The sequence below is a fragment of the Brevundimonas kwangchunensis genome (assembly GCF_039523815.1).
In the GTDB taxonomy this organism is placed as follows: Bacteria; Pseudomonadota; Alphaproteobacteria; order Caulobacterales; family Caulobacteraceae; genus Brevundimonas; species Brevundimonas kwangchunensis.
On the sequence record NZ_BAAAGA010000001.1, the window covers coordinates 692478 to 713655 of the forward strand.

Annotated in this window: 25 protein-coding genes and 1 tRNA gene; 8 read left to right on the forward strand and 18 right to left on the reverse strand. The window is 68.1% G+C overall.

Annotated features, from left to right (window positions below; genetic code table 11):
- Positions 1-71: 71 nt before the first annotated feature.
- From truA to ABDZ95_RS03355, 6 genes are all read right to left on the reverse strand, one after another.
- Positions 72-809, reverse strand: coding sequence for a tRNA pseudouridine(38-40) synthase TruA (truA, locus tag ABDZ95_RS03330; RefSeq protein WP_343790339.1), 738 nt, complete (start codon positions 807-809; stop codon positions 72-74).
- A complete protein-coding gene (gene fmt / locus ABDZ95_RS03335; RefSeq protein WP_343790343.1) occupies positions 809-1732 on the reverse strand; it encodes a methionyl-tRNA formyltransferase in 924 nt (307 codons plus the stop codon). Before fmt ends, truA begins: the two co-directional genes overlap by 1 nt.
- Positions 1733-1749: 17 nt before the next feature.
- Complete coding sequence (locus tag ABDZ95_RS03340; RefSeq protein WP_343790346.1) at positions 1750-1977, reverse strand: hypothetical protein; 228 nt, start codon at positions 1975-1977, stop codon at positions 1750-1752.
- The gene (locus ABDZ95_RS03345; protein WP_343790349.1) at positions 1977-2567 is read right to left on the reverse strand and encodes a peptide deformylase; all 591 of its coding nucleotides are present in this window, start codon (positions 2565-2567) and stop codon (positions 1977-1979) included. The genes ABDZ95_RS03340 and ABDZ95_RS03345 overlap by 1 nt, the downstream gene beginning before the upstream one ends.
- 69 nt (positions 2568-2636) lie before the next feature.
- Complete coding sequence (locus tag ABDZ95_RS03350) at positions 2637-3044, reverse strand: acyl-CoA thioesterase (RefSeq protein ID WP_343790352.1); 408 nt, start codon at positions 3042-3044, stop codon at positions 2637-2639.
- A 269-nt stretch (positions 3045-3313) separates the two neighbouring features.
- Positions 3314-3390, reverse strand: a tRNA-Arg gene (locus ABDZ95_RS03355).
- A 159-nt stretch (positions 3391-3549) separates the two neighbouring features.
- On the opposite strand from ABDZ95_RS03355, the gene ABDZ95_RS03360 reads away from it, so the two are divergent.
- On the forward strand, positions 3550-4842 hold the full coding sequence (locus ABDZ95_RS03360) for a hypothetical protein (protein ID WP_343790355.1): 1293 nt from the start codon (positions 3550-3552) through the stop codon (positions 4840-4842).
- Positions 4843-4919: 77 nt separating this feature from the next.
- On the opposite strand, the gene ABDZ95_RS03365 is transcribed toward ABDZ95_RS03360, so the two are convergent.
- Complete coding sequence (locus ABDZ95_RS03365) at positions 4920-5705, reverse strand: SDR family oxidoreductase (protein ID WP_343790358.1); 786 nt, start codon at positions 5703-5705, stop codon at positions 4920-4922.
- Positions 5702-5998 (reverse strand): 4a-hydroxytetrahydrobiopterin dehydratase, encoded by a 297-nt coding sequence (locus ABDZ95_RS03370; RefSeq protein ID WP_343790361.1) that lies wholly within the window; start codon positions 5996-5998, stop codon positions 5702-5704. Before ABDZ95_RS03370 ends, ABDZ95_RS03365 begins: the two co-directional genes overlap by 4 nt.
- A 125-nt stretch (positions 5999-6123) precedes the next feature.
- Here ABDZ95_RS03370 and ABDZ95_RS03375 point away from each other — a divergent pair, with 125 nt between their 5' ends.
- The 4 genes from ABDZ95_RS03375 (at position 6124) to ABDZ95_RS03390 (ending at position 9724) form a co-directional block, all read left to right on the forward strand.
- The gene (locus ABDZ95_RS03375) at positions 6124-6828 is read left to right on the forward strand and encodes a Crp/Fnr family transcriptional regulator (protein WP_343790365.1); all 705 of its coding nucleotides are present in this window, start codon (positions 6124-6126) and stop codon (positions 6826-6828) included.
- Positions 6829-6891: 63 nt separating this feature from the next.
- Entirely contained in the window at positions 6892-7668 is a 777-nt protein-coding gene (locus ABDZ95_RS03380) for a class I SAM-dependent methyltransferase (RefSeq protein WP_343790368.1), read from the forward strand.
- The gene (gene ubiB / locus ABDZ95_RS03385) at positions 7656-9254 is read left to right on the forward strand and encodes a 2-polyprenylphenol 6-hydroxylase (RefSeq protein WP_343790371.1); all 1599 of its coding nucleotides are present in this window, start codon (positions 7656-7658) and stop codon (positions 9252-9254) included. The genes ABDZ95_RS03380 and ubiB overlap by 13 nt, the downstream gene beginning before the upstream one ends.
- Positions 9255-9277: 23 nt before the next feature.
- Entirely contained in the window at positions 9278-9724 is a 447-nt protein-coding gene (locus ABDZ95_RS03390; protein ID WP_343790374.1) for a hypothetical protein, read from the forward strand.
- Positions 9725-9768: 44 nt separating this feature from the next.
- Here the strand turns inward: ABDZ95_RS03390 and ABDZ95_RS03395 are convergent, their stop codons facing one another.
- The 8 genes from ABDZ95_RS03395 to ABDZ95_RS03430 all read right to left on the reverse strand — a co-directional run bounded on the left by ABDZ95_RS03395 (position 9769) and on the right by ABDZ95_RS03430 (position 17062).
- Entirely contained in the window at positions 9769-10314 is a 546-nt protein-coding gene (locus ABDZ95_RS03395) for a hypothetical protein (RefSeq protein WP_343790377.1), read from the reverse strand.
- An 86-nt stretch (positions 10315-10400) separates the two neighbouring features.
- Positions 10401-10802 carry an alternative ribosome rescue aminoacyl-tRNA hydrolase ArfB gene (gene arfB, locus ABDZ95_RS03400; RefSeq protein WP_343790380.1) on the reverse strand — a complete coding sequence of 134 codons (402 nt, stop codon included), beginning with the start codon at positions 10800-10802 and terminating at the stop codon, positions 10401-10403.
- Positions 10799-11260, reverse strand: coding sequence for a YaiI/YqxD family protein (locus tag ABDZ95_RS03405; protein WP_343790383.1), 462 nt, complete (start codon positions 11258-11260; stop codon positions 10799-10801). The genes arfB and ABDZ95_RS03405 overlap by 4 nt, the downstream gene beginning before the upstream one ends.
- Before the next feature lie 121 nt (positions 11261-11381).
- Positions 11382-12734 (reverse strand): amidohydrolase family protein, encoded by a 1353-nt coding sequence (locus ABDZ95_RS03410; protein WP_343790386.1) that lies wholly within the window; start codon positions 12732-12734, stop codon positions 11382-11384.
- Complete coding sequence (locus ABDZ95_RS03415) at positions 12734-14224, reverse strand: amidohydrolase (RefSeq protein ID WP_343790389.1); 1491 nt, start codon at positions 14222-14224, stop codon at positions 12734-12736. Before ABDZ95_RS03415 ends, ABDZ95_RS03410 begins: the two co-directional genes overlap by 1 nt.
- A gap of 135 nt (positions 14225-14359) precedes the next feature.
- On the reverse strand, positions 14360-15232 hold the full coding sequence (locus ABDZ95_RS03420) for a dihydrodipicolinate synthase family protein (RefSeq protein ID WP_343790392.1): 873 nt from the start codon (positions 15230-15232) through the stop codon (positions 14360-14362).
- Between the two features lie 136 nt (positions 15233-15368).
- Complete coding sequence (locus ABDZ95_RS03425; RefSeq protein ID WP_343790395.1) at positions 15369-16298, reverse strand: electron transfer flavoprotein subunit alpha/FixB family protein; 930 nt, start codon at positions 16296-16298, stop codon at positions 15369-15371.
- Entirely contained in the window at positions 16298-17062 is a 765-nt protein-coding gene (locus ABDZ95_RS03430; RefSeq protein WP_343790398.1) for an electron transfer flavoprotein subunit beta/FixA family protein, read from the reverse strand. The genes ABDZ95_RS03425 and ABDZ95_RS03430 overlap by 1 nt, the downstream gene beginning before the upstream one ends.
- A gap of 107 nt (positions 17063-17169) precedes the next feature.
- Here ABDZ95_RS03430 and ABDZ95_RS03435 point away from each other — a divergent pair, with 107 nt between their 5' ends.
- Together ABDZ95_RS03435 and ABDZ95_RS03440 are read left to right on the forward strand one after the other, a co-directional pair.
- The gene (locus ABDZ95_RS03435; RefSeq protein ID WP_343790401.1) at positions 17170-17511 is read left to right on the forward strand and encodes a hypothetical protein; all 342 of its coding nucleotides are present in this window, start codon (positions 17170-17172) and stop codon (positions 17509-17511) included.
- Between the two features lies 1 nt (position 17512).
- Positions 17513-17731: a DUF4287 domain-containing protein gene (locus ABDZ95_RS03440; protein WP_343790405.1), complete on the forward strand. Its 219-nt coding sequence runs from the start codon at positions 17513-17515 to the stop codon at positions 17729-17731.
- On the opposite strand, the gene ABDZ95_RS03445 is transcribed toward ABDZ95_RS03440, so the two are convergent.
- Both ABDZ95_RS03445 and ABDZ95_RS03450 read right to left on the reverse strand, forming a co-directional pair.
- Complete coding sequence (locus ABDZ95_RS03445) at positions 17728-18300, reverse strand: cob(I)yrinic acid a,c-diamide adenosyltransferase (RefSeq protein WP_343790407.1); 573 nt, start codon at positions 18298-18300, stop codon at positions 17728-17730. The two genes, ABDZ95_RS03440 and ABDZ95_RS03445, sit on opposite strands and share 4 nt — an antisense overlap.
- A 4-nt stretch (positions 18301-18304) precedes the next feature.
- Positions 18305-18511 carry a twin transmembrane helix small protein gene (locus ABDZ95_RS03450; RefSeq protein WP_343790410.1) on the reverse strand — a complete coding sequence of 69 codons (207 nt, stop codon included), beginning with the start codon at positions 18509-18511 and terminating at the stop codon, positions 18305-18307.
- Positions 18512-18656: 145 nt separating this feature from the next.
- Between ABDZ95_RS03450 and ABDZ95_RS03455 the strand changes: the two genes are divergently transcribed.
- Positions 18657-21086: a TonB-dependent receptor domain-containing protein gene (locus tag ABDZ95_RS03455; protein ID WP_343790413.1), complete on the forward strand. Its 2430-nt coding sequence runs from the start codon at positions 18657-18659 to the stop codon at positions 21084-21086.
- Positions 21087-21178: the final 92 nt, after the last annotated feature.

Genomic DNA, 21178 nt, shown 5'->3' on the forward strand with positions numbered 1-21178 from the left:
ACGACGCCCGCCGCTAGGGCCGGATCGGAAAGACGAACGGCCCGCCGGTTCCGCCGGCGGGCCTTTTCGCGTCAGTAGGTCACCCCGGTCAGATACAGACCGTCCGACGGCGCTACCGGGCCGCAGGCGGCCCGGTCCTTCGCCTCCAGCGCCGCCTTCAGGTCGTCCGCCGACCACCGTCCCAGCCCGACCTCGACCAGAGAGCCGGTCATCGAGCGGACCTGCCGGTGCAGGAAGCTGCGCGCCTCGAACACCAGATGCACCTCCTCGCCGACGCGGGTCACGCGGGCGACGTCCAGCGTCTTTTCCGGCGACTTCGACTGGCAGTTCACGTCCCGGAAGGTGGTGAAGTCGTGCAGGCCGACCAGCGCCTGCGCCGCCTCATGCATGGCGTCGGCGTCCAGCGCCTTCTTCATGTGCCAGACCCGGCCCAGATCCAGTGCCGGCCGGCCCGGCCGGTTCAGGATGCGGTACAGGTATTTGCGGCCCGTCGCCGAGAAGCGCGCATGCCACTCCGGATCGACTTCGGCGCAGTCGAGCACCGAGACCTCCTCCTCGATCAGATAGGCGTTCAGGGCGTTCATGACCGTGCGCGACGGCCAAGCCTTTTCCAGATCGAAGCTGACCACCTGACCGGTCGCATGCACGCCGGTGTCGGTGCGCCCGGCGGCGGCGATGCGAATGCTCTCGCCGCAGAAGGCCTTCAGCGCCATCTCGATGGCGCCCTGCACGGTCGGCTGGCCGGCCTGGGTCTGGAAGCCGTTGTAGCCCGAGCCGTCGTATTCGATGGTCAGCCGGTACCGGGGCATCAGGCCAGCACGGTTCCAGCGGGCAGGGGGAAGCCGCGCAGCATCTCGTCCGGCGTCTGCGCCGCCTTGCCCGCACGCTGGACGCGCAGCAGCTGAACCGCGCCGTCGCCGCAGGCGATGCGCAGGGAGCCATCCAGCACCTGACCCGGCGCACCTGAGCCTTCGGCCACGCGCGACATCAACGCCTTGACCCGCACCGGGCGTTCCGTCGAGGCGGCCTCGAACCAGGCGCCGGGGAAAGGTGACAGGCCGCGGATATGGGCGTCGACCTCGGCCGCCGGACGGCTCCAGTCGATCCGCGCCTCGGCCGGGGTGATCTTGCGGGCATAGGTCGGCTCGCCGGCCTGCTCCGTGCCCTCGGCCCCGCCGCGCTCGATGGCGGCCAAGGCCCGCGGCCACAGGCTGGCGCCGGTGTGCGACATGCGCTCGGACAGGGTCGCGGCGGTGTCGTCGGGGCGGATGTCCATGATCTCGGACAGCAGGATCGCGCCCTCGTCGAGACCCTCGGACATGCGCATGATCTGCACGCCGGTCTGCCTGTCGCCCGCCATGATCGCTCGCTGGATCGGAGCGGCCCCGCGCCAGCGCGGCAGCAGGGAGCCATGCAGGTTGAAGCAGCCCAGATGCGGCGCCTCCAGCACCTCGGTCTTCAGGATCTGGCCATAGGCAACGACGCAGGCGGCATCGACGTCCAGCGACCTGAACGTCTCGATCGCCTCGGGCGACTTCATCGATTCCGGCGTGAAGACCGGCAAGCCCATCGTCTCGGCGAAGGCGTGAACCGGCGAGGGGGTCAGCTTCTGCCCCCGGCCCTTGGGCCGCGGCGGCTGCGAATAGACGGCCACGACCTCATGCCCGCTGGCGATCAGTTCGGCCAGCGACGGCACGGCGAAGTCGGGGGTACCCATGAAGGCGAGGCGCATGAGCGCCTCCTAGCGCTTTAATCCCAACGCGTGAACACTCCGCCGCCCTCGTCCCATTCGCCGCCCGCGTCGAGCGCGTCGTCGAAGTCGAGCAGACGGTCCAGCAGGACGCCGGCGATCACGCCGATTGCGGCCACGCCGACGATGGTGGCGACCGAGGCGACGCCGACCTTCTCGTTGCGGGTCAGGCGACGGCGACCCGACGGATCGATGATGCGGTCGCGGTTGCGCTTGAGACGGGCCATCAGGCGGCCAGCCTTGCGTTTTTCTTGACCTTGGCCACAGCGCGCTCCCGGCGCAGGCGCGACAGGTGGTCGATGAAGAGCACACCGTTCAGATGGTCCATTTCGTGCTGGACGCAGACGGCGTAGAGGCCGTCGGCCTCTTCCTCGATCGTCTCGCCGTTGTAGCCCAGATACTTGATCCGGCAGCGGGCGGGGCGTTCGACGGAGTCGAAATACTCCGGGATCGACAGACAGCCTTCCTCGTAGGGGCAGGTGTCGTCCGAGGTCCACAGGATCTCCGGATTGACGAAGTAGCGCGGGTTGCGACGCTCGGCGTCCCAGGTCTCGCGCTCTTCCTTCGACATCGTCGAGGGATCGACGTCGTCGACGTCTCCGCCCTTGTCGCCCAGATCCATGACGATGACCCGGCGCGTATCGCCGATCTGCACGGCGGCCAGGCCGATGCCCGGAGCGGCGTACATGGTCTCGAGCATGTCATCCATGAGCGTGCGCAGCTCGTCGGTGACGGGGCCTTCGACCGGGGTCGAGACCTGCTTCAGGATCGCCAGATCGGCGGCGTTGTCGATGGTGAGGATGCGACGGATGGCCATGCCCGCGAGGTAGTCTCCGCGGGCCGAAAGGTCAAGATTTCCGACTGTTCCGAAGGGTTATTGCGGCGATCAGCCCTCGACGCCCGGCAGCAGGCGCGGCTTGCGGTTCTCGTCGATGGCTACATAGGTGAAGACGCCCTCGGTCACCCGCACCGACTCTGCCTGGGCGTCGCGCCGCGGGCGTTTCCACGCCTCGACATGGACGCGGATCGAGGTGCGGCCGGTCTTGATCACCTTGGCATAGATCGACACCTCGTCGCCAACCGACACCGGCTGGTGGAAGACCATGGCGTCCAGCGCCACGGTGGCGCAGCGGCCCTGCGCATATTCGAACGCCGGCGTCGCGCCGGCCAGGTCCATCTGCGCCAGCAGCCAGCCGCCGAAGATGTCGCCTTCCGGATTGGTGTCCGCCGGCATGGCGATGACGCGCCCGACGGGCTGACCGGTCGGATGGGCGGGCAGGTCGGTGTGGGTCATGACGCGACTTTCAACGGCTGGGGGCCCGCTGCCTAGCCCGTCCGCGCGCCGGCTTCCAGACCGCCTACTTCTTCCGCGTGGCCATCCAGCCCATGTAAACCATCGTCGCCAGTGCAGGCAGGGCGATGAGCGCCAGTGTGACGGGCTCCAGCGTCGCTGTCATATAAACCTCCCCCGAGTGCCAGAGCTCTATAAAGCAACCATAGAGCGAGTCGAGAGACTTGTTTGATCAAGCCTGTAAGGCCGCCAGATGCTGTTCGATGAGGAAATGGCGCACCCGAGAGGATTCGAACCTCTGACCCCTGCCTTCGGAGGGCAGTACTCTATCCAGCTGAGCTACGGGTGCATCTGTCGGCCTGAACCGGACGAAGGCCTCTACAGCAGGACAGGCCCGCCCTCAATCCCGAATGCATGACGCCCGTCGCACCGTTCTGGACGGGCCGGCGGTTTTGTCGGAAGACTTCGGCCGTCCGGGCGCGGGAGCGCCTGTCGAAGGAGTGTTCCGATGCGCGTGCTCGCCCTTGCCCTCGCCCTGCTGGTCGCCGCCTGCGCGGCGCCGCCGTCCGACGGCACCCGGACCGGCCCGCGCCGACCCACCCTCGACGGCATCGCCCGCGACTATGTCGGCCTGATCCTCGAGATCGGCGAGCATGAGGACGGCTATGTCGACGCCTATTACGGACCGCCCGAATGGCGGGAAGAGGCCAAGGCGAACCTTCGCACCCTGCCCGAGCTGGGCGAAGAGGCCGCCAATCTGATCCACCGCCTGAACGCCATGTCCACGGACGGCGAGGACCCGGCTATCGTCCAGCGCAAGAAGTACCTGCTGGCTCACGTCTCCGCCGCCGGAGCCCGGGTGCGGATGCTGTCGGGTGAGCGCATGAGCTTCGCCGACGAGGCCGAGGCGATGTTCGGCATCCGGCCGGAACTGCGGCCCCTGTCGTCCTTCGATCCGGTGCTGGCGCAGATCGACGCCCTGGTGCCCGGCGAAGGTTCGCTGACGGACCGCGTGACCGAGTTCCGCTCGCACTACGTCATTCCGCGCGATCGCCTGCAGCCCGTCATGGACGCCGCCATCGCCGAGTGCCGCCGCCGCACCCTGCAACATATCCAGCTGCCCTCGAACGAGAGCTTCACACTGGCCTTCGTCGGCGACAAGCCGTGGTCGGGCTACAACTATTATCAAGGAAATTCAGCGTCGAAGATCGAGATCAACGCCGACTTCCCGATCTATACCGAGCGGGCGATCGATCTGGGCTGCCACGAGGGCTACCCCGGCCACCACGTCTACAACGCCCTGCTGGAACGCACCTTCGTGCGCGAGCGCGGCTGGATGGAGATGAGCGTCTATCCCCTGTTCAGCCCGATGAGCTTCGTCGCAGAGGGCAGCGCCAACTACGGCATCGATCTGGCCTTCCCGGGCGATGAGGGCACCCGCTTTGAGCGCGAGGTCCTGTTCCCGCTGGCCGGCCTCGACCCTGCGACGGCCGAGAAGAAGGCCCAGCTGGGCGCCCTGACCCGTCAGCTGGCGCGCGCGGAGTACACCATCGCCGACGCCTATCTGGCCGGCCGCATCGACCGGGACACGGCCATCGAACAGCTGATGAAATACTCGCTGGCCGACCGCGCCAAGGCCACGCAGCGCCTGCGCTTCATCGACACCTACCGCAGCTACATCATCAACTACGGGCTCGGCCGCGACGTGGTGCAGGCCTGGGTCGAACGCCGCGGCGGCGACCACTGGGACGGCATGGAAACCCTGCTGAGCAGCCAGATCCTGCCGACGGATCTGCAGTAGGCGAAAATCGCCCTCAAGCAGCGAGCCGCCGCGCGGCGAGCGTTAGGGCAAAAAGGTGCAGTGAGCGCCGAAGGCGGTCACTGCGCCAGCATGCCGCCGTCGATGACGAACTCGGCGCCGGTGATGAATTTGCTCTCGTCCGAGGCGAGGTAGACCACGCACCAGGCCACGTCGTCCGGCTCGCCAATCCGCTTCAGCGGGATGCCGCGTGACAGGCGTTCGTGGGCCTTGCCCTCGTCCCCGCCGGCCATGGCCACGAAGGGGTCGAGGATCGGGGTCTTGATGAAGACCGGATGCACGGAGTTGGAGCGGACGTTCCATTCCATCTTGGCGGCCTCCAGGGCGATGGTCTTGGAATACATCCAGACCCCGGCCTTGGTGGCGTTGTAGGCGCCCATGCCCGGCGCGGCGGCGAGGCCCGCCACCGACGAGATGTTGATGATCGAGCCCGGCGCGGAGGCGCGCAGGTGGGGCATGGCGTGCTTGCAGCCGAACATGATCGAACGAAGGTTGATCTCGTACTGGCGCTGCCAGTTCTCGGCCGTGTCGGCCTCGACGAACATCAGCGGGCCGCCGATGCCGGCGTTGTTCACCAGCACGGACAGGCCGCCCATGTCCTCGCTGGCCCGGCCCAGCACGTCGACCCACTGCTCTTCCGACGTCACATCGTGGGCATAGGCGAAGGCCGCGCCGGGGTGGCTCGCATTGATCTCGTCCGCCAGCGACTGGACGGCGTCGGCGTTGACGTCGGTCAGGGCCAGCTTGCAGCCCTCGGCCGCCATGATGCGGGCCATGGCCACACCCAGCCCGCCGGCCGCGCCGGTGATCAGGGCCTGTTTGTTCGCCAGACGTCCGGCCATCATTCGCCTCCCATCGCCGCAGCGGCTTCATCGATGAAACGGGCCATATCGAGATCACGCTGCGTCACGCCACCGGCGTCATGGGTGGTCAGCAGCACCTCGACGCGATTGTAGACGTTCGACCATTCCGGATGGTGATCGACCTTGTCCGCCAGCAGGGCCACGCGGGTCATGAAGCCGAAGGCGGCGTTGAAGTCGGCGAACTTCAGATCGCGCTGGATCGCCGGCCGGTCGCCGGCCGGATCGCGCCATTTCGGCAGGGCCTTCAAGGCTTCCGCTACGTCAATCGTCTGCATCAGGGCGTCCTCCTCCGTCCGGCGTATCGCGGCGAGGCCCGCGCCACAAGACGACGAGCGGCGCCGGAACAACGGCAAAGCTCCGTGCGTTGATCAAGCGTCGCCATTTCTATCGGAGGGCTGTGATGGACAATCTGTGGATCAACGCGCTCGACGCCCAGGATCGCAAGCGGATCGAGCCGCACCTGACCGAACGCCCGTTCGAACAGGGGCAGATGCTCTATGACGCCGGCGAGGAGGTGGACGTGGTCTGGTTCCCGCTGAACGGAGTGGTGTCCCTGATGACCGTCCTGCCAGAGGACCGGATGATCGAGACCGCCGCCATCGGCCGAGAAGGACTGGTCGGCGTCACCTGCGGCCCGATGAACGCCCGCGCCTCCAGCCGCGCCATCGCCCAGATCGAGGGCGCCGCCGCCTGCTGTCCGGCCGATGTCTTCTCGGATGCCCTGGGCCGCAGCCCGGCCATGCGCAACGCCCTGTCGCGCTTCACCGAAGGCCTGTTCGCCCAGGTCCAGCAGACCGCCGCCTGCAATGCCCAGCATCGGCTGGACGAACGTCTCGCGCGCTGGCTGCTGACCCTGCACGACCGGGCCGGCGACGACCGCTTCAACCTGACCCAGGCCGGCATCGCCGGCATGCTGGGTGTGCGTCGCGCCACCGTGTCCGAGGTCGGTTCGGTGCTGGAGGGCCAGAAGCTGATCCGCCGCGGTCGTGGCTGGGTCGAGGTGCTGAACCGTCCGGGCCTCGAGGACGCCGCCTGCGGCTGCTACGGCCTGATGCGCAACGTCATGAAGGATCTGGGTCTTCCCCGGCCGCGCCCGACACACTGAGATCGCCGCCATGCGGCTTCACAGGTGGATGACGCGGCCCCGCCGAAGCGCTAGACCGCCGTCATGACAGACGCCGCCTCCCCTTCCGGCAAGACCTCGCCCTTCGGCTTTCGCGACGTGGACGCGAAGGAGAAGGTCCGCATGGTGCGTGGCGTGTTCGACAGCGTGGCGTCGAACTACGACCTGATGAACGACCTGATGAGCGCGGGCGTGCACCGGCTCTGGAAGGATGCGGCGGCGGCCAAGCTGAACCCGCGTCCGGGCGAGACCATCCTCGACGTGGCCGGCGGCACCGGCGACATGGCGCGCCGCTATTCGAAGATGGCGCGCGCGGCGCAGGAGCGACGCGGCGGAGACGACGCCTCGGTCATCGTGCTGGACTACAACGCCGAGATGATCATGGCCGGCGTTCACAAGGGCGGCGAGCCGGAGATGACCTGGACCGTCGGCGACGCGATGAACCTCCCGCTGCCGGACGCCTCGGTCGACGCCTATTCGATCAGCTTCGGCATCCGAAATGTGGCCGACGTCGACGCCGCCCTGCGCGAGGCGCGCCGGGTGCTGAAGCCGGGCGGACGCTTCCTGTGCCTGGAGTTCTCGCGTCCGATCGCCGGCCCGATCCGCGCCGCCTATGACGCCTGGTCCTTCCACGCCATCCCGCGCATCGGCGGCTGGGTCGCCGGGGACAAGGACAGCTATCAGTATCTGGTCGAGAGCATCCGCCGCTTCCCGGACCAGCCGACCTTCAAACGGATGATCGAAACCGCCGGCTTCAGCCGCGTCTCGGTCAGCAATCTGTCGGGCGGCGTGGCCGCCATCCACCACGGGTGGGCGATCTGACCCGACGGATCGATCCCGCGACGCCCCCGCCGCCCCCGGCGACCGTTCCGGTCAACAATCCGGTCGGTGCTTCCTTGCGCCTTCTGGGCTGGCTGGGCGTGCTGGTTCGCCACGACGCCCTGATCCCGCGCGAGATCACGCCCCTGCTGCCTGTCTGGGCGCGCTGGATTGCCCATCTGCTACATGTCTTCGCTGGCCGTGAAGGCCGCGATGGTCGTCCCGGTCAGCGGCTGGGCAAGGCCTTCGAACATCTGGGGCCCGTCGCCATCAAGCTGGGGCAGGTTCTGGCCACCCGCGCCGACATCTTCGGCGTCGAGTTCGCGCGCGACCTCGGCCGGCTGAAGGACGCCTTGCCGGCCTTCCCGGTCGAACAGGCCCGCCGCGAGGTCGAGCGCTCGCTGGGCCGCCCGGTCGAGGCCCTGTTCACCGACTTCGGGCCACCTGTCGCCGCCGCTTCGCTGGCGCAGGCCCATCCGGCGTATCTGGCCGATGGTCGCAAGGTGGCGGTGAAGGTGCTGCGTCCGGGCGTCGAGCGTCGCGTGGCGCTGGGTCTGGACTCCATGCGTCTGGCCGCCCGGTTTGCGGTGAAGTTCGTGCCTCTGGCCCGGCGGCTGGAGCCCTCCGCCTTCGTCGAGACCATCGCCCGCGCGCTGCAGCTCGAGCTGGACATGCGACTCGAGGCCGCCGCCTGTTCCGAGCTGGGCGAGATCATGCGCAAGGGCGCCGGCGATCTCGGCGGCCACATGACCGCCCCGGCCGTGATCTGGGACGGCGTCGGCAAGCGGGTCCTGACGCTGGAATGGGCGCCCGGCCTGCCCCTGACCGATCCCACCGCCGCGATGCAGCCGGGTCTGGACGTCAACGCCCTGGCCGACAATGTCGTGCGCTCCTTCCTCAGTCAGGCTCTCGATCACGGCGCGTTCCACGCCGACCTGCACGAGGGCAATCTCTTCTGCCACGCCCCGGCCGAGCTCACGGCGATCGACTTCGGTATCGTGGGCCGTCTGGGTCCGGCCGAGCGCCGCTACCTCGCCGAGATCCTGTGGGGCTTCATCAGCCGCGACTACGACCGCATCGCGATGGTCCATTTCGAGGCTGGCTATGTGCCGAAGGAGCATTCGGTCGAGGCCTTCGCCCAGGCCCTGCGCGCCGTCGGCGAGCCGGTCATCGGCAAACAGGCCTCGCAGGTCTCGATGGGCCGTCTGCTGGGCCAGTTGTTCGAGATCACCGACCTCTTCGACATGCACCTGCGGCCCGAACTGATCCTGCTGCAAAAGACCATGGTCTCGGTCGAGGGCGTGGCCCGCCGCCTGAATCCCGATCACGACCTGTGGGCCGCCGCCCAGCCGGTGGTCGAGCGCTGGATACGCCGCGAGCTGGGTCCGCAGGCCCAGATCCGCGACGCCGTCGACGAGCTTCGTGCGACGCTGAAGGCGCTTTCCAAGCTGGCGCAGAACCCTCCGACGGCCTCGACCGTTATCGTCCGCGAACCCCGCACGCCCGTGTGGGTCATCGTCGGGGTCACGGTCGCCGTCTGCGCCTCCGTGGCCGCCCTTGTTCTGTCGCTTTGGCCGGCCATCGTCTGAGCCTCACGCTGGAGACTACCTGTATGAAGTCCGCCCTGATCGCCCTGGCCCTGCTGGCCGCTCCGGCCGCTGCTCACGCCCAGGTGGCCGCCGCGACCGTGCCCAACACTTTCGACGCTCCGGCGACCCAGGCGGCGCCCGCGGCCCCGGCCGCTCCGGCCCGCGCGACGACACCGGCCAATCCGCAGGCCGAAGCCACGCTTCGCAAGATCATCGCCGACGCGACGGCGGGGGCGATGGACTACACCATCATGACCGAGACCCTCGCGGACCAGGTGCGGCCACAGGAGGCGCAGGTGACACCGCTGATCCAGAGCTTCGGCGCTCTTCAGTCGGTCGAATTCGTCGGCAGTCAGGAAGGGGCGGATCTGTTCAACGTCCGCTTCGCCAACGCCGCCACCCAATGGTTCATCGGCTTCGACGACGCCGGCAAGGTCGATGCCCTGCTGTTCCGGCCGGCCGAGCAGTAAACGAGGAACGGCGGGCGGATCGTCTCCGCCCGCCGCCTCTCTCATCAGGTCTTGCGATAGACCCGCGCGCCCGCATAGCAGGGCGCCAACGTGCATTCGGTCATGGTGATGCGGACGGTGTAGGCGCCGGCCGTCTCCGGCGTCAGGTCGATCACCGGGAAGTCGCCGCTGTCGGTGTCCGACTTGATGACCTGACCCGCGCTGTTCAGCAGCGAGATGTCGACCACCTTGCAGTCTCCGTCGCAGACCGCGAACACCAGATAGGGCGTGCCCGCCGTCATCTGGGTGGTGAAGTCGTGGACCTGCAGCGGCTGCATGGCGACGACCTCGTCCTCGCCGACCTGGGTGTGGCCCTCGGCGCGATCACCGCCGGTGCTGTCCAGCATCTCCTTCATGTGGTTCCGGAACTGCTCGCGCTCGGCCGGGGTCATCGAGGCCTGGGGGGTCGTTGCCCTGGCGGCGAGTTGCTCGGCGTTCATGCCCTTGTCGTTGGGGCGTTCCGAAGCGGAGTCGACATTGGTTTCGCCACAGGCGGCCAGCGCCAGTACAGCCATGGAGCAGGCGATGGCCGGGAACAGATTACGCATCATTCGGCAGACCTCTCGGGAAGGAAGGGAGGCCCCCGCGGCCCCCAAGCCTTGCCATAACGGACCGATTTGAACGTCGTTCCCCGACGCTAATCCGTTGTTGGCCTCGACCGCCCCGACTTGATCGACGACCGGTGCGACTTGCCCTCCAGACGCCGCTGTTTCGAGGCGCGGGTCGGCTTCGTCGGCACGCGATAGACCGGCTTGATCGAGGCCTCGGCGGCCAGAGCCTGCAGCCGCTCGATCGCGTCCGCGCGATTGCGTTCCTGGGTGCGATAGCGGACGGCGGTGATCAGGATTTCGCCGTGCTGCGTCGCGCGGCTGCCGGCCAGCTTGATCAGCCGCTCGCGCACCGCATCCGTCAGCGACGGCGAGTTGAGCGCGTCGAACCTCAGCTGGACGCTGGTGGAGACCTTGTTGACGTTCTGCCCGCCCGGCCCGCCGGCGCGGAAGAAGCGGAACTCCATCTCGCTTTCGGGAATGACCGTCATGCCAGCGCCCGCTTGGCCACGACCACCGCCCGGTCCAGCGCCTGCAGGAAGTTCGACCGGTCCTTCGGCCCGAACGGCGGCGGGCCGGAGGTCTGCAACCCCATCGAGCGCATGTGCTCGCCGACCATCCGCCCGGCCAGCGCCGAGCCGATCGAGTCCGCCGTAAAGGGCGACCCGTTCGACTTGATCGCCTGCGCTCCGGCCTGAAGGCAGCGGTCGGCCAGCGGGATGTCCTGCGTGACGACGATGTCGCCCTTTCCGGCCCGCTCGGCGATCCAGTCGTCCGCCACGTCCGGTCCCTCGTCGACCACCACCTGCTCGATCCACGGATCGCGGCGGGTGTTGATCCAGCCGTTCGACACCACGAACACCTTCAGCCCGTAGCGCTCGGCCACCCGATAGACCTCGTCCTTCACCGGACAGGCGTCGGCGTCGATGAAGATGCGAGGGGCGGACATGGAGGGTTGGCGCTGCAGGGTGAGTGACGAGTGCTAGTGAGCACGAGGTGAGCAGAAGACGCTGACGTCAGCCTCAGTGCTCACTGCTCGCTCACTAGCACTCTTCACCCTGGCTCGCGACCTACCGGCCGTAGGCCGGCGGCATCGCCCCTTCGCCGCCATCCCGATATCGATCCCGCAGCAGGAACTGGCGGCTGGTCGGGGCCTGCTCCTGACCGTTGACGAAGATCGTCTCGGCGATCGACAGGGGCTCCAGCGGATCGCCGGACCAGACGACCACATCGGCCGCCGCACCGGCGCGCAGCTCGCCGAATTGGCCGGCCATGCCGAAGATCTTCGCCGGATTGACGGTGATCGCCTCGATCGCAGCATCGTAGGGCAGGCCGTGCGAGACGGCGTTGCCCGCGTTGTAGCGGGTCTCGCGGGCGCGGTGGACCGAGCCCTCGTTGCCCTTGATCGCGATCACCACCCCGGCGGCGTCCAGTGCGGCGGCGTTCTGGGCCCGCGTGGCGCGGGTCTCCAGATTGCCCGGCAGGTTGGAGATCGGGTTCAACAGCACCGGCACGCCGGCGGCGGCGATCTGGTCGGCGACCAGCCAGCCCTCTTCCCCACCGTCGATGATGATCTTCAGGCCTTCCTCGCGGGCGAGGCGCAGGACCTGCTGGATGTCCGAGGCCCGGCGGGCGGTGACGATCAGCGGCATCGAGCCGTTGGCCACCGGGATCAGGGCCTCCAGATCGGCGCGCGACAGGCTGAGCGCCCGCAGATCGCCCCGGTCGTAGGCCGCGCGGTTGCGGGCGAACAGGCGGACCTCGGCCAGGGTCTCGCGGAACTGGGTGAACTCGGCGCCGCGGGCGCCGCCGGCGACGCCGGCTCCGGCCTCGCCGAAGGGCGCGACCTGGGCCACGCGCGGCTTCACGAGGATGTCGTTGCCCGACGCCAGATGGATGATCGCCGCCTGGCCCGCGAACAGGCTGGGCGACTGCAGACCCGCATGGCCGACACCGGCGAAGTCGGAGTCGTCCTGGTGGTTATGCCCGCCCGAGCTGCCCGGATGAGCCGGAACCACGATGGCGCGGGTGATACCGCCCAGTCGCGCCACCGGCAGGGTGAAGGACCAAGGGTCGAGGCCATAGCTGACGTCGAAGGCGGCGCTGATGGTGTTGGCGCCGTTGCGCAGGTCGTTCGATCCCGTCACCGACGAGATCTCCGAACCGCCGAGGCCGGAATCCACCGCGACAAAGCCGGGGGCCACGACCTTGCCGCGCGCATCAATGACGCGCGCGCCGGAGGGGGCCGCGCCGGTCCCGACCGAGACGACCCGGCCGTTCTGGATCACGACCACGCCATTCTCGATGACGGACGTGCCGGTCAGGACCCGGCCGCCGGTGATGGCGGTCAGTTCCTGTGCGAGCGCGGGCGAGGCGAGGGCGACCAGCGAGGCCGCACCAAGGATGAGGCTCTTGAGGCGCATCAGCGGGCTCCCTGCTGGACGTTGGCGGCCGGAACGCCGAAGCCGGGCTGACCCAGCTCATAGTCGGACAGCGGCTGATAGGCCGGGTTGTTGCGATCGAAGGCCAGACCACCGTCGATGAACACCTGATCGGCGCGGGCGTAGACCGAGAACGGATTTGCGCTCCAGATCACCACGTCGGCGCGCTTGCCGGGTTCCAGCGAACCGGTCTGATCGGCGATGCCCAGCGAGCGGGCGGCGTTCAGCGTGATCCAGCTGATCGCGCGCTCCTCGGGGATGTTCATGCCGATCCGGCGACCGGCGGCCAAGGCTGCGGCGGCTTCCTGATTGAGGCGCTGGGTCAGTTCTGCGTCGTCCGAGTGAATGACGGCGCAGCCGCCCGGCGCAGCGTCGACGAGAGCCGCATTGGCCTCGACGGCGTCCAGAGCCTCCATCTTGAAGCCCCACCAGCCGGTCCACATGTCGGCGCAGATGCCCTCGCGGGCCAGCTGCGGCGCCAGCTTGTAGGCCTCGATGGCGTGGTGGAAGGCGGTGATTTTGAACCCGAACTCCTTCGAGAGGTCGATCATCATTGCCATCTCGTCGGCGCGGTAGCAGTGGTTCTGCACCAGGATCGAGCCGTCCAGAACGCCGGCGATGGTCTCGAGCTGCAGGTTGCGGGTCGGGGGCGAGCCCTCGCCGTCCTCACGCCACTTGTCCCACTTGGCGCGATACTCCTGCGCGGCGATGAAGCCGGCGCGGTAGCCGGCCATGTTGCCCATGCCCGTCGCCGGGCTCTGGTTGCGACCGCCATAGACGCGCGAAGGATTCTCGCCGCAGGCCATCTTCAGACCGTAGGGCGCGCCCGGCATCTTCATGCCCTGCATCGTCACCGACGGGATGTTGCGCACGGTCACGCCGCGGCCGCCGAACAGGTTGGCCGAGCCGGGGAGGATCTGCAGCGTGGTCACGCCGCCGGCGCGCGCGGTGTTGAAGCCCGGATCCTGCGGCCACAGGCTGTGCTCGGCCCAGACCTGCGCCGTGTTCGGGCTGGTCGCCTCATTGCCGTCGCTCATGCCCTGCACGCCCGGCGACGGATAGACGCCCAGGTGCGAGTGCACGTCGATGATGCCGGGGGTCACATAGCGGCCGTTGGCCTGCACCACGCGATAGCCGGCCGGAATGGCGGTCGAGGCGTCGCCGACAGCGGCCACGCGCCCGTCGGTGATCACCACCACGCCGTTGTCGATGCGCTGGCCGGCGCCGGTGAAGACCGTGCCGCCGACGATGGCCATGTTCTCGCGCGGCAGGCCGCGATAGGTCGAGGGGAAAGGATCGGGATTGGCCGCCGCATCCAGACCCGGCGCCATCGCCGCCCGCTGGCGGGTGGACGAGCCGTCGGCCGAGGGCGCGTCCGTCGATCCGGTGGTGGCGCAGGCCCCGAGGGCCAGTACGGCGAGGGCGGCGAGGCCCGGAGCGAGGCGTGCGCCCCGCAGGCGGCGAAGTCTCATGAAAAGCTCCCCTTGTGCGCCAGGTCCGGAATGAGGGGCGGCGCGAACTCGGCGGGGATTAAGGCGTCAGTCGCCCGATCCGTCAAAGGGCGATTTTCGTCATGCGACGGACAGACGCTGATGCACCTCGTCGACCTACTCCGGCAGAACGGAAATCAGCCTTTCCCTCAGCGCGTCGTCGATCCCGAGCAGCGGCAGGGGCAGGCTGGCGGTCGTCAGCCCCTTGATCCGCGCCGCCTCGTGAACCAGCCGTAGACCGCCGTACGCGCGGAACAGCTCCCACAAACCGGCGAAGGCTGCGTCCAGCCTGTCCGCCTCGGCCCGATCTCCCGCCATCGCGGCCCGCGCCAGAGCGGATGCCGTTTTCGGGAACAGGCCGCCCGCGACACTGAACCAGCAGTCGGCCCCGGCGAGCAGCGCATCCTTGCAGCCCCAGTCCCCGCTGTAGCCGATAGACAGGTCGGGCGCGGCGGCCCGGAACGCAGCCAGATCGGCCGACAGGTCCGTCGCCGGCAGCGGCAGCTTGATCGCCGCGATCGTGGGCACGGCCGCCAGCCGCGAGACCAGCGCCGGCGTGAAGGTGAATTTCGTCGTGCCGGGGTTGCTGTAGATGCACAGCGGCAGGTCGGTCCCCGACGCGACGGCGACGAAATGCCGATAGACCTCCTCCTCCAGCAGGGGCGTGTAGCTGACCGGCGCCATCAACAACGCGGCCGCGCCTTCTGCCGCAGCGTCCTTCGCGAGGGCGACAGCCTCGTCCGTGCGCATGGCCCCGACACCGGCGATCACCGGGATCGAGATTGCGGCCTCGACCGCAGCCGCGACGGCCCGTCGCCGCTCCGCGCGGCTGATGAACATATAGGTCCCGGTGCTGCCCAGCAGGCCGACACTGTCGGCGCCGCCCGCCTCGATGCGACTGACAAGGCGCGCCAAATCGTCCGTGATGACCTGCCCCTCGGGGGTCAGTGGCGTGATCGGAAAGGCGGACAGTCCGGAGAAAAGGCTCATCCGAGGACCAGACAACCCCACATGTCGACGCTCAAATCAGGAATGGCTTCGCTTTGTGTCTGGCGGCCGCCCATCCGACGAAAAAGGCGCGGCCCCTTCCGGAGCCGCGCCCTCATCATTCAGCCTGTGAAAGCCCTCAGCCCAGAGCCTTCATCAGCTCCGGCACGGCGGTCTTGTAGTCGGCGACCAGACCATAGTCGGCGACCTGGAAGATCGGGGCGTCGGCGTCCTTGTTGATCGCGACGATCACCTTGGAGTCCTTCATGCCGGCCAGGTGCTGGATGGCGCCCGAGATGCCGATGGCGATGTAGAGCTGCGGGGCGACGACCTTGCCGGTCTGTCCGACCTGATAGTCGTTCGGCGCATAGCCGGCATCCACGGCCGCGCGCGAGGCGCCGACGGCGGCGCCCAGCTTGTCGGCCAGCGGGTCCATGACCGCGTGGAACTCCTCGGCCGAGCCCAGGGCGCGACCGCCCGAGACCACGATCTTGGCGGCGCCCAGTTCCGGACGGTCCGACTTGACCATTTCCTCACTGACGAAGGCCGTCTTCGAGGCGTCGCCGCCCGAGATGGTCTCAACCGAGGCCGAGCCGCCCTCTGCGGCCGCGGCGAAGGCGGTCGGACGCACGGTGATGACCTTCTTCGCATCCGACGACTGGACGGTCTCCAGCGCGTTGCCGGCGTAGATCGGGCGCACGAAGGTGTCTGGAGAGACGACCTCGACGATGTCCGACACCGGCGAGACGTCCAGCTTGGCGGCGATGCGCGGGGCGAAATTCTTGCCGTCGGTGTTGGCCGGGGCGAGGATGGCGTCGTAGCCCGAGGCCAGCGGCAGGACGGTGGCCTCGACGGCCTCCGCCAGCGTCTTGCCCAGGCCGGCGCTCTCGGCCAGCAGCACCTTGCGGACGCCCGAGATCTTCGCGGCGCTGTCGGCGGCGGCCTTGGCGCCCTGACCCACGACGAGGATATCGACGTCGCCACCGATGGCGGCGGCGGCCGTCACGGTCTTGGCGGTGGTTTCGCGGACGGTCGAGCCGTCGTGATCGGCGATGACGAGAACGGCCATCAGAGAGCTCCCGCGGCTTTCAGCTTCGAAACGAGTTCGGCGGCGTCAGCCACCTTGACGCCGGCCGACCGCTTGGGCGGCTCGGTGACCTTCTGCACCTTCAGGCGCGGCGCGACATCGACGCCGTAGTCGGCGACCGCCTTCGCAGCGATCTCCTTCTTCTTGGCCTTCATGATGTTCGGCAGCGAGGCGTAGCGCGGCGTGTTCAGACGCAGGTCGACGGTCACCACCGCCGGCAGGTCCACGGCCAGGGTCTGCAGACCGCCGTCGACCTCGCGGGTCACGGTGGCCTTGCCGCCACCAATCTCGATCTTCGAGGCGAAGGTCGCCTGCGGCCAGTCCAGCAAGGCGGCCAGCATCTGGCCCACGGCGTTGTTGTCGCCGTCGATGGCCTGCTTGCCCATCAGCACCAGGTCCGGCTTCTCCTCGTCGACCACCGCCTTCAGCAGCTTGGCGACGGCCAGCGGCTCGAGGTCCGTGTCGGACTGGATCAGGATGCCGCGGTCGGCGCCGATGGCCAGGGCGTTGCGGATCGTCTCCTGCGCCTGGGCCGGGCCGATAGAGACGACGACCACCTCGCTGGCCGTCCCGGCCGCGTGATGCTCCTTGCCTTCCTTCATGCGCACGGCCTCCTCGACTGCGATCTCGCAGAAGGGATTGATGCTCATCTTGACGTTCGCCAGGTCGACGCCGGACTGGTCCGCCTTGACGCGGGCCTTGACGTTGGAGTCGATCACCCGTTTGACGGGGACTAGAACCTTCATTGCGCTATCCACAAAGTCGCCGGAATGTTGGGTCAGGCAATAGGTACCCGACGCCCGGCCTGTCAACGTAACGTCGCGTCAACGCATCAACCCACGGAACGCCTCAAATGCATCGCCTCCTGACCATGAAGCGGCTCAGCGTGCTGTTCCTGTGCACCTTCGCGGTGCTGGTCGGTGCGACCTTCGCCTGGCAGGCCCTCGTCAAGGCGCCCGGCGACCGCTGCGAGGCGGCCGGCAAATGGTGGGACCCGGACGGCCGTGTCTGCGCCCAGCCGCTGTCGATCGCCGAGATCACCGGCCGCCCGAACGGCCAGACCCGCGCCGAGGCTTCGGCCGAGAAGAACCGCGAACTGGTCGCCATCGAACACCAGCTGGCAGAGCGCAAGGCCGCCCGCGACGCCGATGCAGACCGCCAGCGCGCGGCTCTGGCGGCCCAGCGGGGCCAGTAGGGTGTCGTTCCAGGCCTATCTGGACAACGTCCAGACGAAGACCGGCAAGTCTCCGGACGCGCTGAAGGCCCTGGCCGAAGCCGCCGGCCTGGTCTCGGGCGACGATCTGGCGCACGGCGTCAAGGCGACGCAGGTCACCGACTGGCTCAAGAGCGAGTTCGACCTCGGACACGGCCACGCCATGTCGATCTATGCGTATTTCAAGGGCAAGCGCAGCTAGCGCGTTGCGCCCGGCTTCCACTTGATGTCGCCGGCGCCGTTGGCGTTGGCCCGGCGCGCGGCGCAGAACAGGTGGTCCGACAGGCGGTTCAGGTAGCGCACCGCCGCGCCGTTCACGCTCTCGCCGGTCTCGACCAGCCGAACCGCCTCGCGCTCGGCCCGACGCGCGACCGTGCGGGCCAGATGCAGATGCGCCGACAGGGGGGCGCCGCCCGGCAGGATGAAACTGTCGAGCGCCTTCAGCGTCTCGTTCATCCAGTCGATTTCCTGCTCAAGCCGCTCGACCTGGCTTTCGAGGATGCGCAGGGCCTCCCACTTCGGTTCCGGGTCCAGCGGGGTCGCCAGATCGGCGCCGAGGTCGAACAGCTCGTTCTGGATCCGGCCCAGCATGGCGTCGATGCGATCGTTCTGGCCCGAGTGCAACCGGGCCACGCCGATGACGGCGTTCAGCTCGTCCACCGCGCCATAGGCCTCGACCCGGCGATCGCTCTTGGACACCGGCGCGCCCGATGCCAGCCGCGTCTGACCGCCGTCGCCCGTCTTCGTATAGATGCGGTTCAGGACGACCATGGGCTCAGGCTCCGTGCGTGGACTTCCACCACATGCCGACCACCAGCAGAACGACGGCGATCGCCTGCAGCAACACCCGCAGGCGCATCAGCTTGTTGGAATACGACCGGGCGAAATCGCCGCCGCGATACAGCGAGTACAGACCCAGTCCCAGGGTGATCGCCACGGCGGCGATAGCCAGCAGGATCAGGATGTCGAGAAAACTGCTCATGCCGCCCTTCTAGGCCCGGCTCCGGTCGCGCGCCATAGCCCGCAATATGGACCATCGGTCGCTGAGATTGCGACGGATTCGCACACCCTCCTTGCGGTGCAGCTTCGAAAGCGATTGAGAGGCGCTCGCAATTGCAGGGGTTGTCATGCTTTCTCGTTCCCGTCTTCGTTCCGCCTCGACCTGGGCCTCGGCCACGGCGCTTCTGATGGCCGCCGGTCCGGCGCTGGCCCAGGAAGCCGCCTCGTCGCAGCTGGACGATGTCGTGGTCACCGCCGCCGGCTTCGAACAGAAGATCGTCGACGCTCCGGCCAGCATCAGCGTGATCACGGTCGAGGAGCTGCAGACCCGGCCCTACATGACCCTGCTGGACGCCGTGCGCGATCTGGAAGGCGTCGACATCGGCGAGACCCGCGACAAGACCGGTCAGGGCACCATCTCCATGCGCGGCATGGGTTCGGACTACACCCTGATCCTGATCAACGGCCGTCGCCAGAACAACCACGGCGACATTTATCCGAACAATTTCGGCGGCAACCAGTTCAACCACATCCCGCCGCTGGACTCGATCGAGCGCATCGAGGTCATCCGCGGCCCGGCCTCGACCCTGTACGGCGCCGACGCCATGGGCGGGGTGATCAACATCATCACCAGGCGCAATCTCGACCGCTGGGCCGGCTCGATCACCACCGCCCGCACCTTCGAGACCAATGACGAGTACGGCGACGACACCACCGTCGACTTCTACGCCAACGGCCCGCTCATCCCGGGCGTCCTGAACCTCGCCGTGCGCGGCAGCTGGTACAACCGCGACGCCTCGAACCCGGTCTATGACACCGTCACCGACCCGGCCGGCCACCAGCACGTCCGTTCGCTGGGCTTCGGCGGCGGCGGCAAGACGGTCGACAACGAGAACATCGCCGGCGGCCTCAGCCTGACCTGGACCCCGACCTCCAACCAGACGGTGACGGTCGACTACGACACGTCGCGTCAGGAGTACAACAACGCCATCCAGATCAACGACGCCGGCAATCAGGAATATCCGGTCGGCACCGTCGACAACATCAACAGCATCTTCGCCGCGAGCAGCTTCTGCCTCGGCGGCACGGGCTCCAACGCGGCGGCCTGCACCGCCAGCGGCGGGACCTGGTCGCGTCGCGCCAATCCGCAGGTCGGCTACGCCCCGGCGCAGGAGTTCACCCGTGACGCCTGGGCCGTGACCCACCAGGGCGACTGGGGCTTCGGGACCAGCCGCGTGTCGCTGTCGCACGTCGCGACCAACAACGACGGCCGCACCATGCCGTTCACCGTGGCTGAACGCGCCCTGCTGCTGACCATGATCGACGGCACCGGCGCCTATGCCGGCCAGACCCTCGCCCAGCGCCGCGCCGCGGCCGAGGCGACCTTCCTGCCGCGTCCCAAACGCACGCTGGAAAGCGCCCAGTACACCCTCGACGCCCAGCTGACCGTGCCGTTCGAGATGGCCGGCGAACACACCGTCGTCACCGGCCTGCAGATCATCCGCGGCGAGCTGACCGACGGCGTCTTCGGCATCGAGAGCGGCACGCCGGGCCTGAAGCAGGAGCACAACATGTGGTCCCTGTTCGCCGAGGACACCTGGCGGATCGTGGAGCCCTTCGCCCTGACCGCCGGCATCCGCTACGATGACCACGATGTCTTCGGCGACCACTTCAGCCCGCGCCTGTACGGCGTCTACAGCCTGAACGACCAGTGGACGATCAAGGGCGGCGTCTCGACCGGCTTCAAGACGCCCAAGACCACCCAGCTGTACGACGGCATCACCGGTTTCGGCGGTCAGGGCACCTCGCCCATGTTCGGCAACCCGGACCTGCAGCCCGAGACCAGCGTCAGCACCGAACTGGCCGTCTACTGGGAATCCCCGGCCGGCCATAACTTCAACCTGACGGTCTTCGACAACACCTTCGAGGACAAGATCGCCAACCAGCCCTGCGGCGCCGGCACCACCCTGCCCTGCGCCAGCAGCGGCGAGTACGCCGACCTCGGCTACGGCTCGACCAGCCGCGCCACCAACATCGACGAGGTCGTGATCCGCGGCGCCGAGATCGCGGGCCGCTGGCGCATTCTCGACAATCTGGGTCTGCGCGGGAACTACACCTGGACGGACAGCGAACAGAAGAGCGGCGCCGAGATCGGCCGCCCGCTGGGCAACAGCGCCCGTCACATGGCGAACGCCTCGCTCGACTGGCAGGTCACCGATCGCTTCAACCTGCTTCTGACCGGCGAGACCCGCTCGGACCGCTACCGCGGCCTGCACGCCATCACCGGCGAGGAGCTGTTCTACAAGAGCTACACCGTGTTCAACTTCGGCGGCTCCTACGAACTGACCCCCTGGCTGACGGTCAATGGTCGGGTGAACAACCTGCTGGACGAGGACTTCACCACCTATGACGCCGAGTTCCGCGACCTGAACAGCGACGGCGACTATCTCGACCTGAACGTCGGCGGGACGGGCCGTAACGAGGCGCTGTTCTTCGATCACTACAACAACAAGGACAAGGGCCGCAGCTTCTGGCTGAGCCTCAACGCCCGCTTCTGATCGACACGGCCGGGAGCGTCCTCGTGGCGCTCCCGGTAATTCATCACAACCAAGCTAAGCGGTTGGTTATCTTTTTCTGGTTGTATGACCCC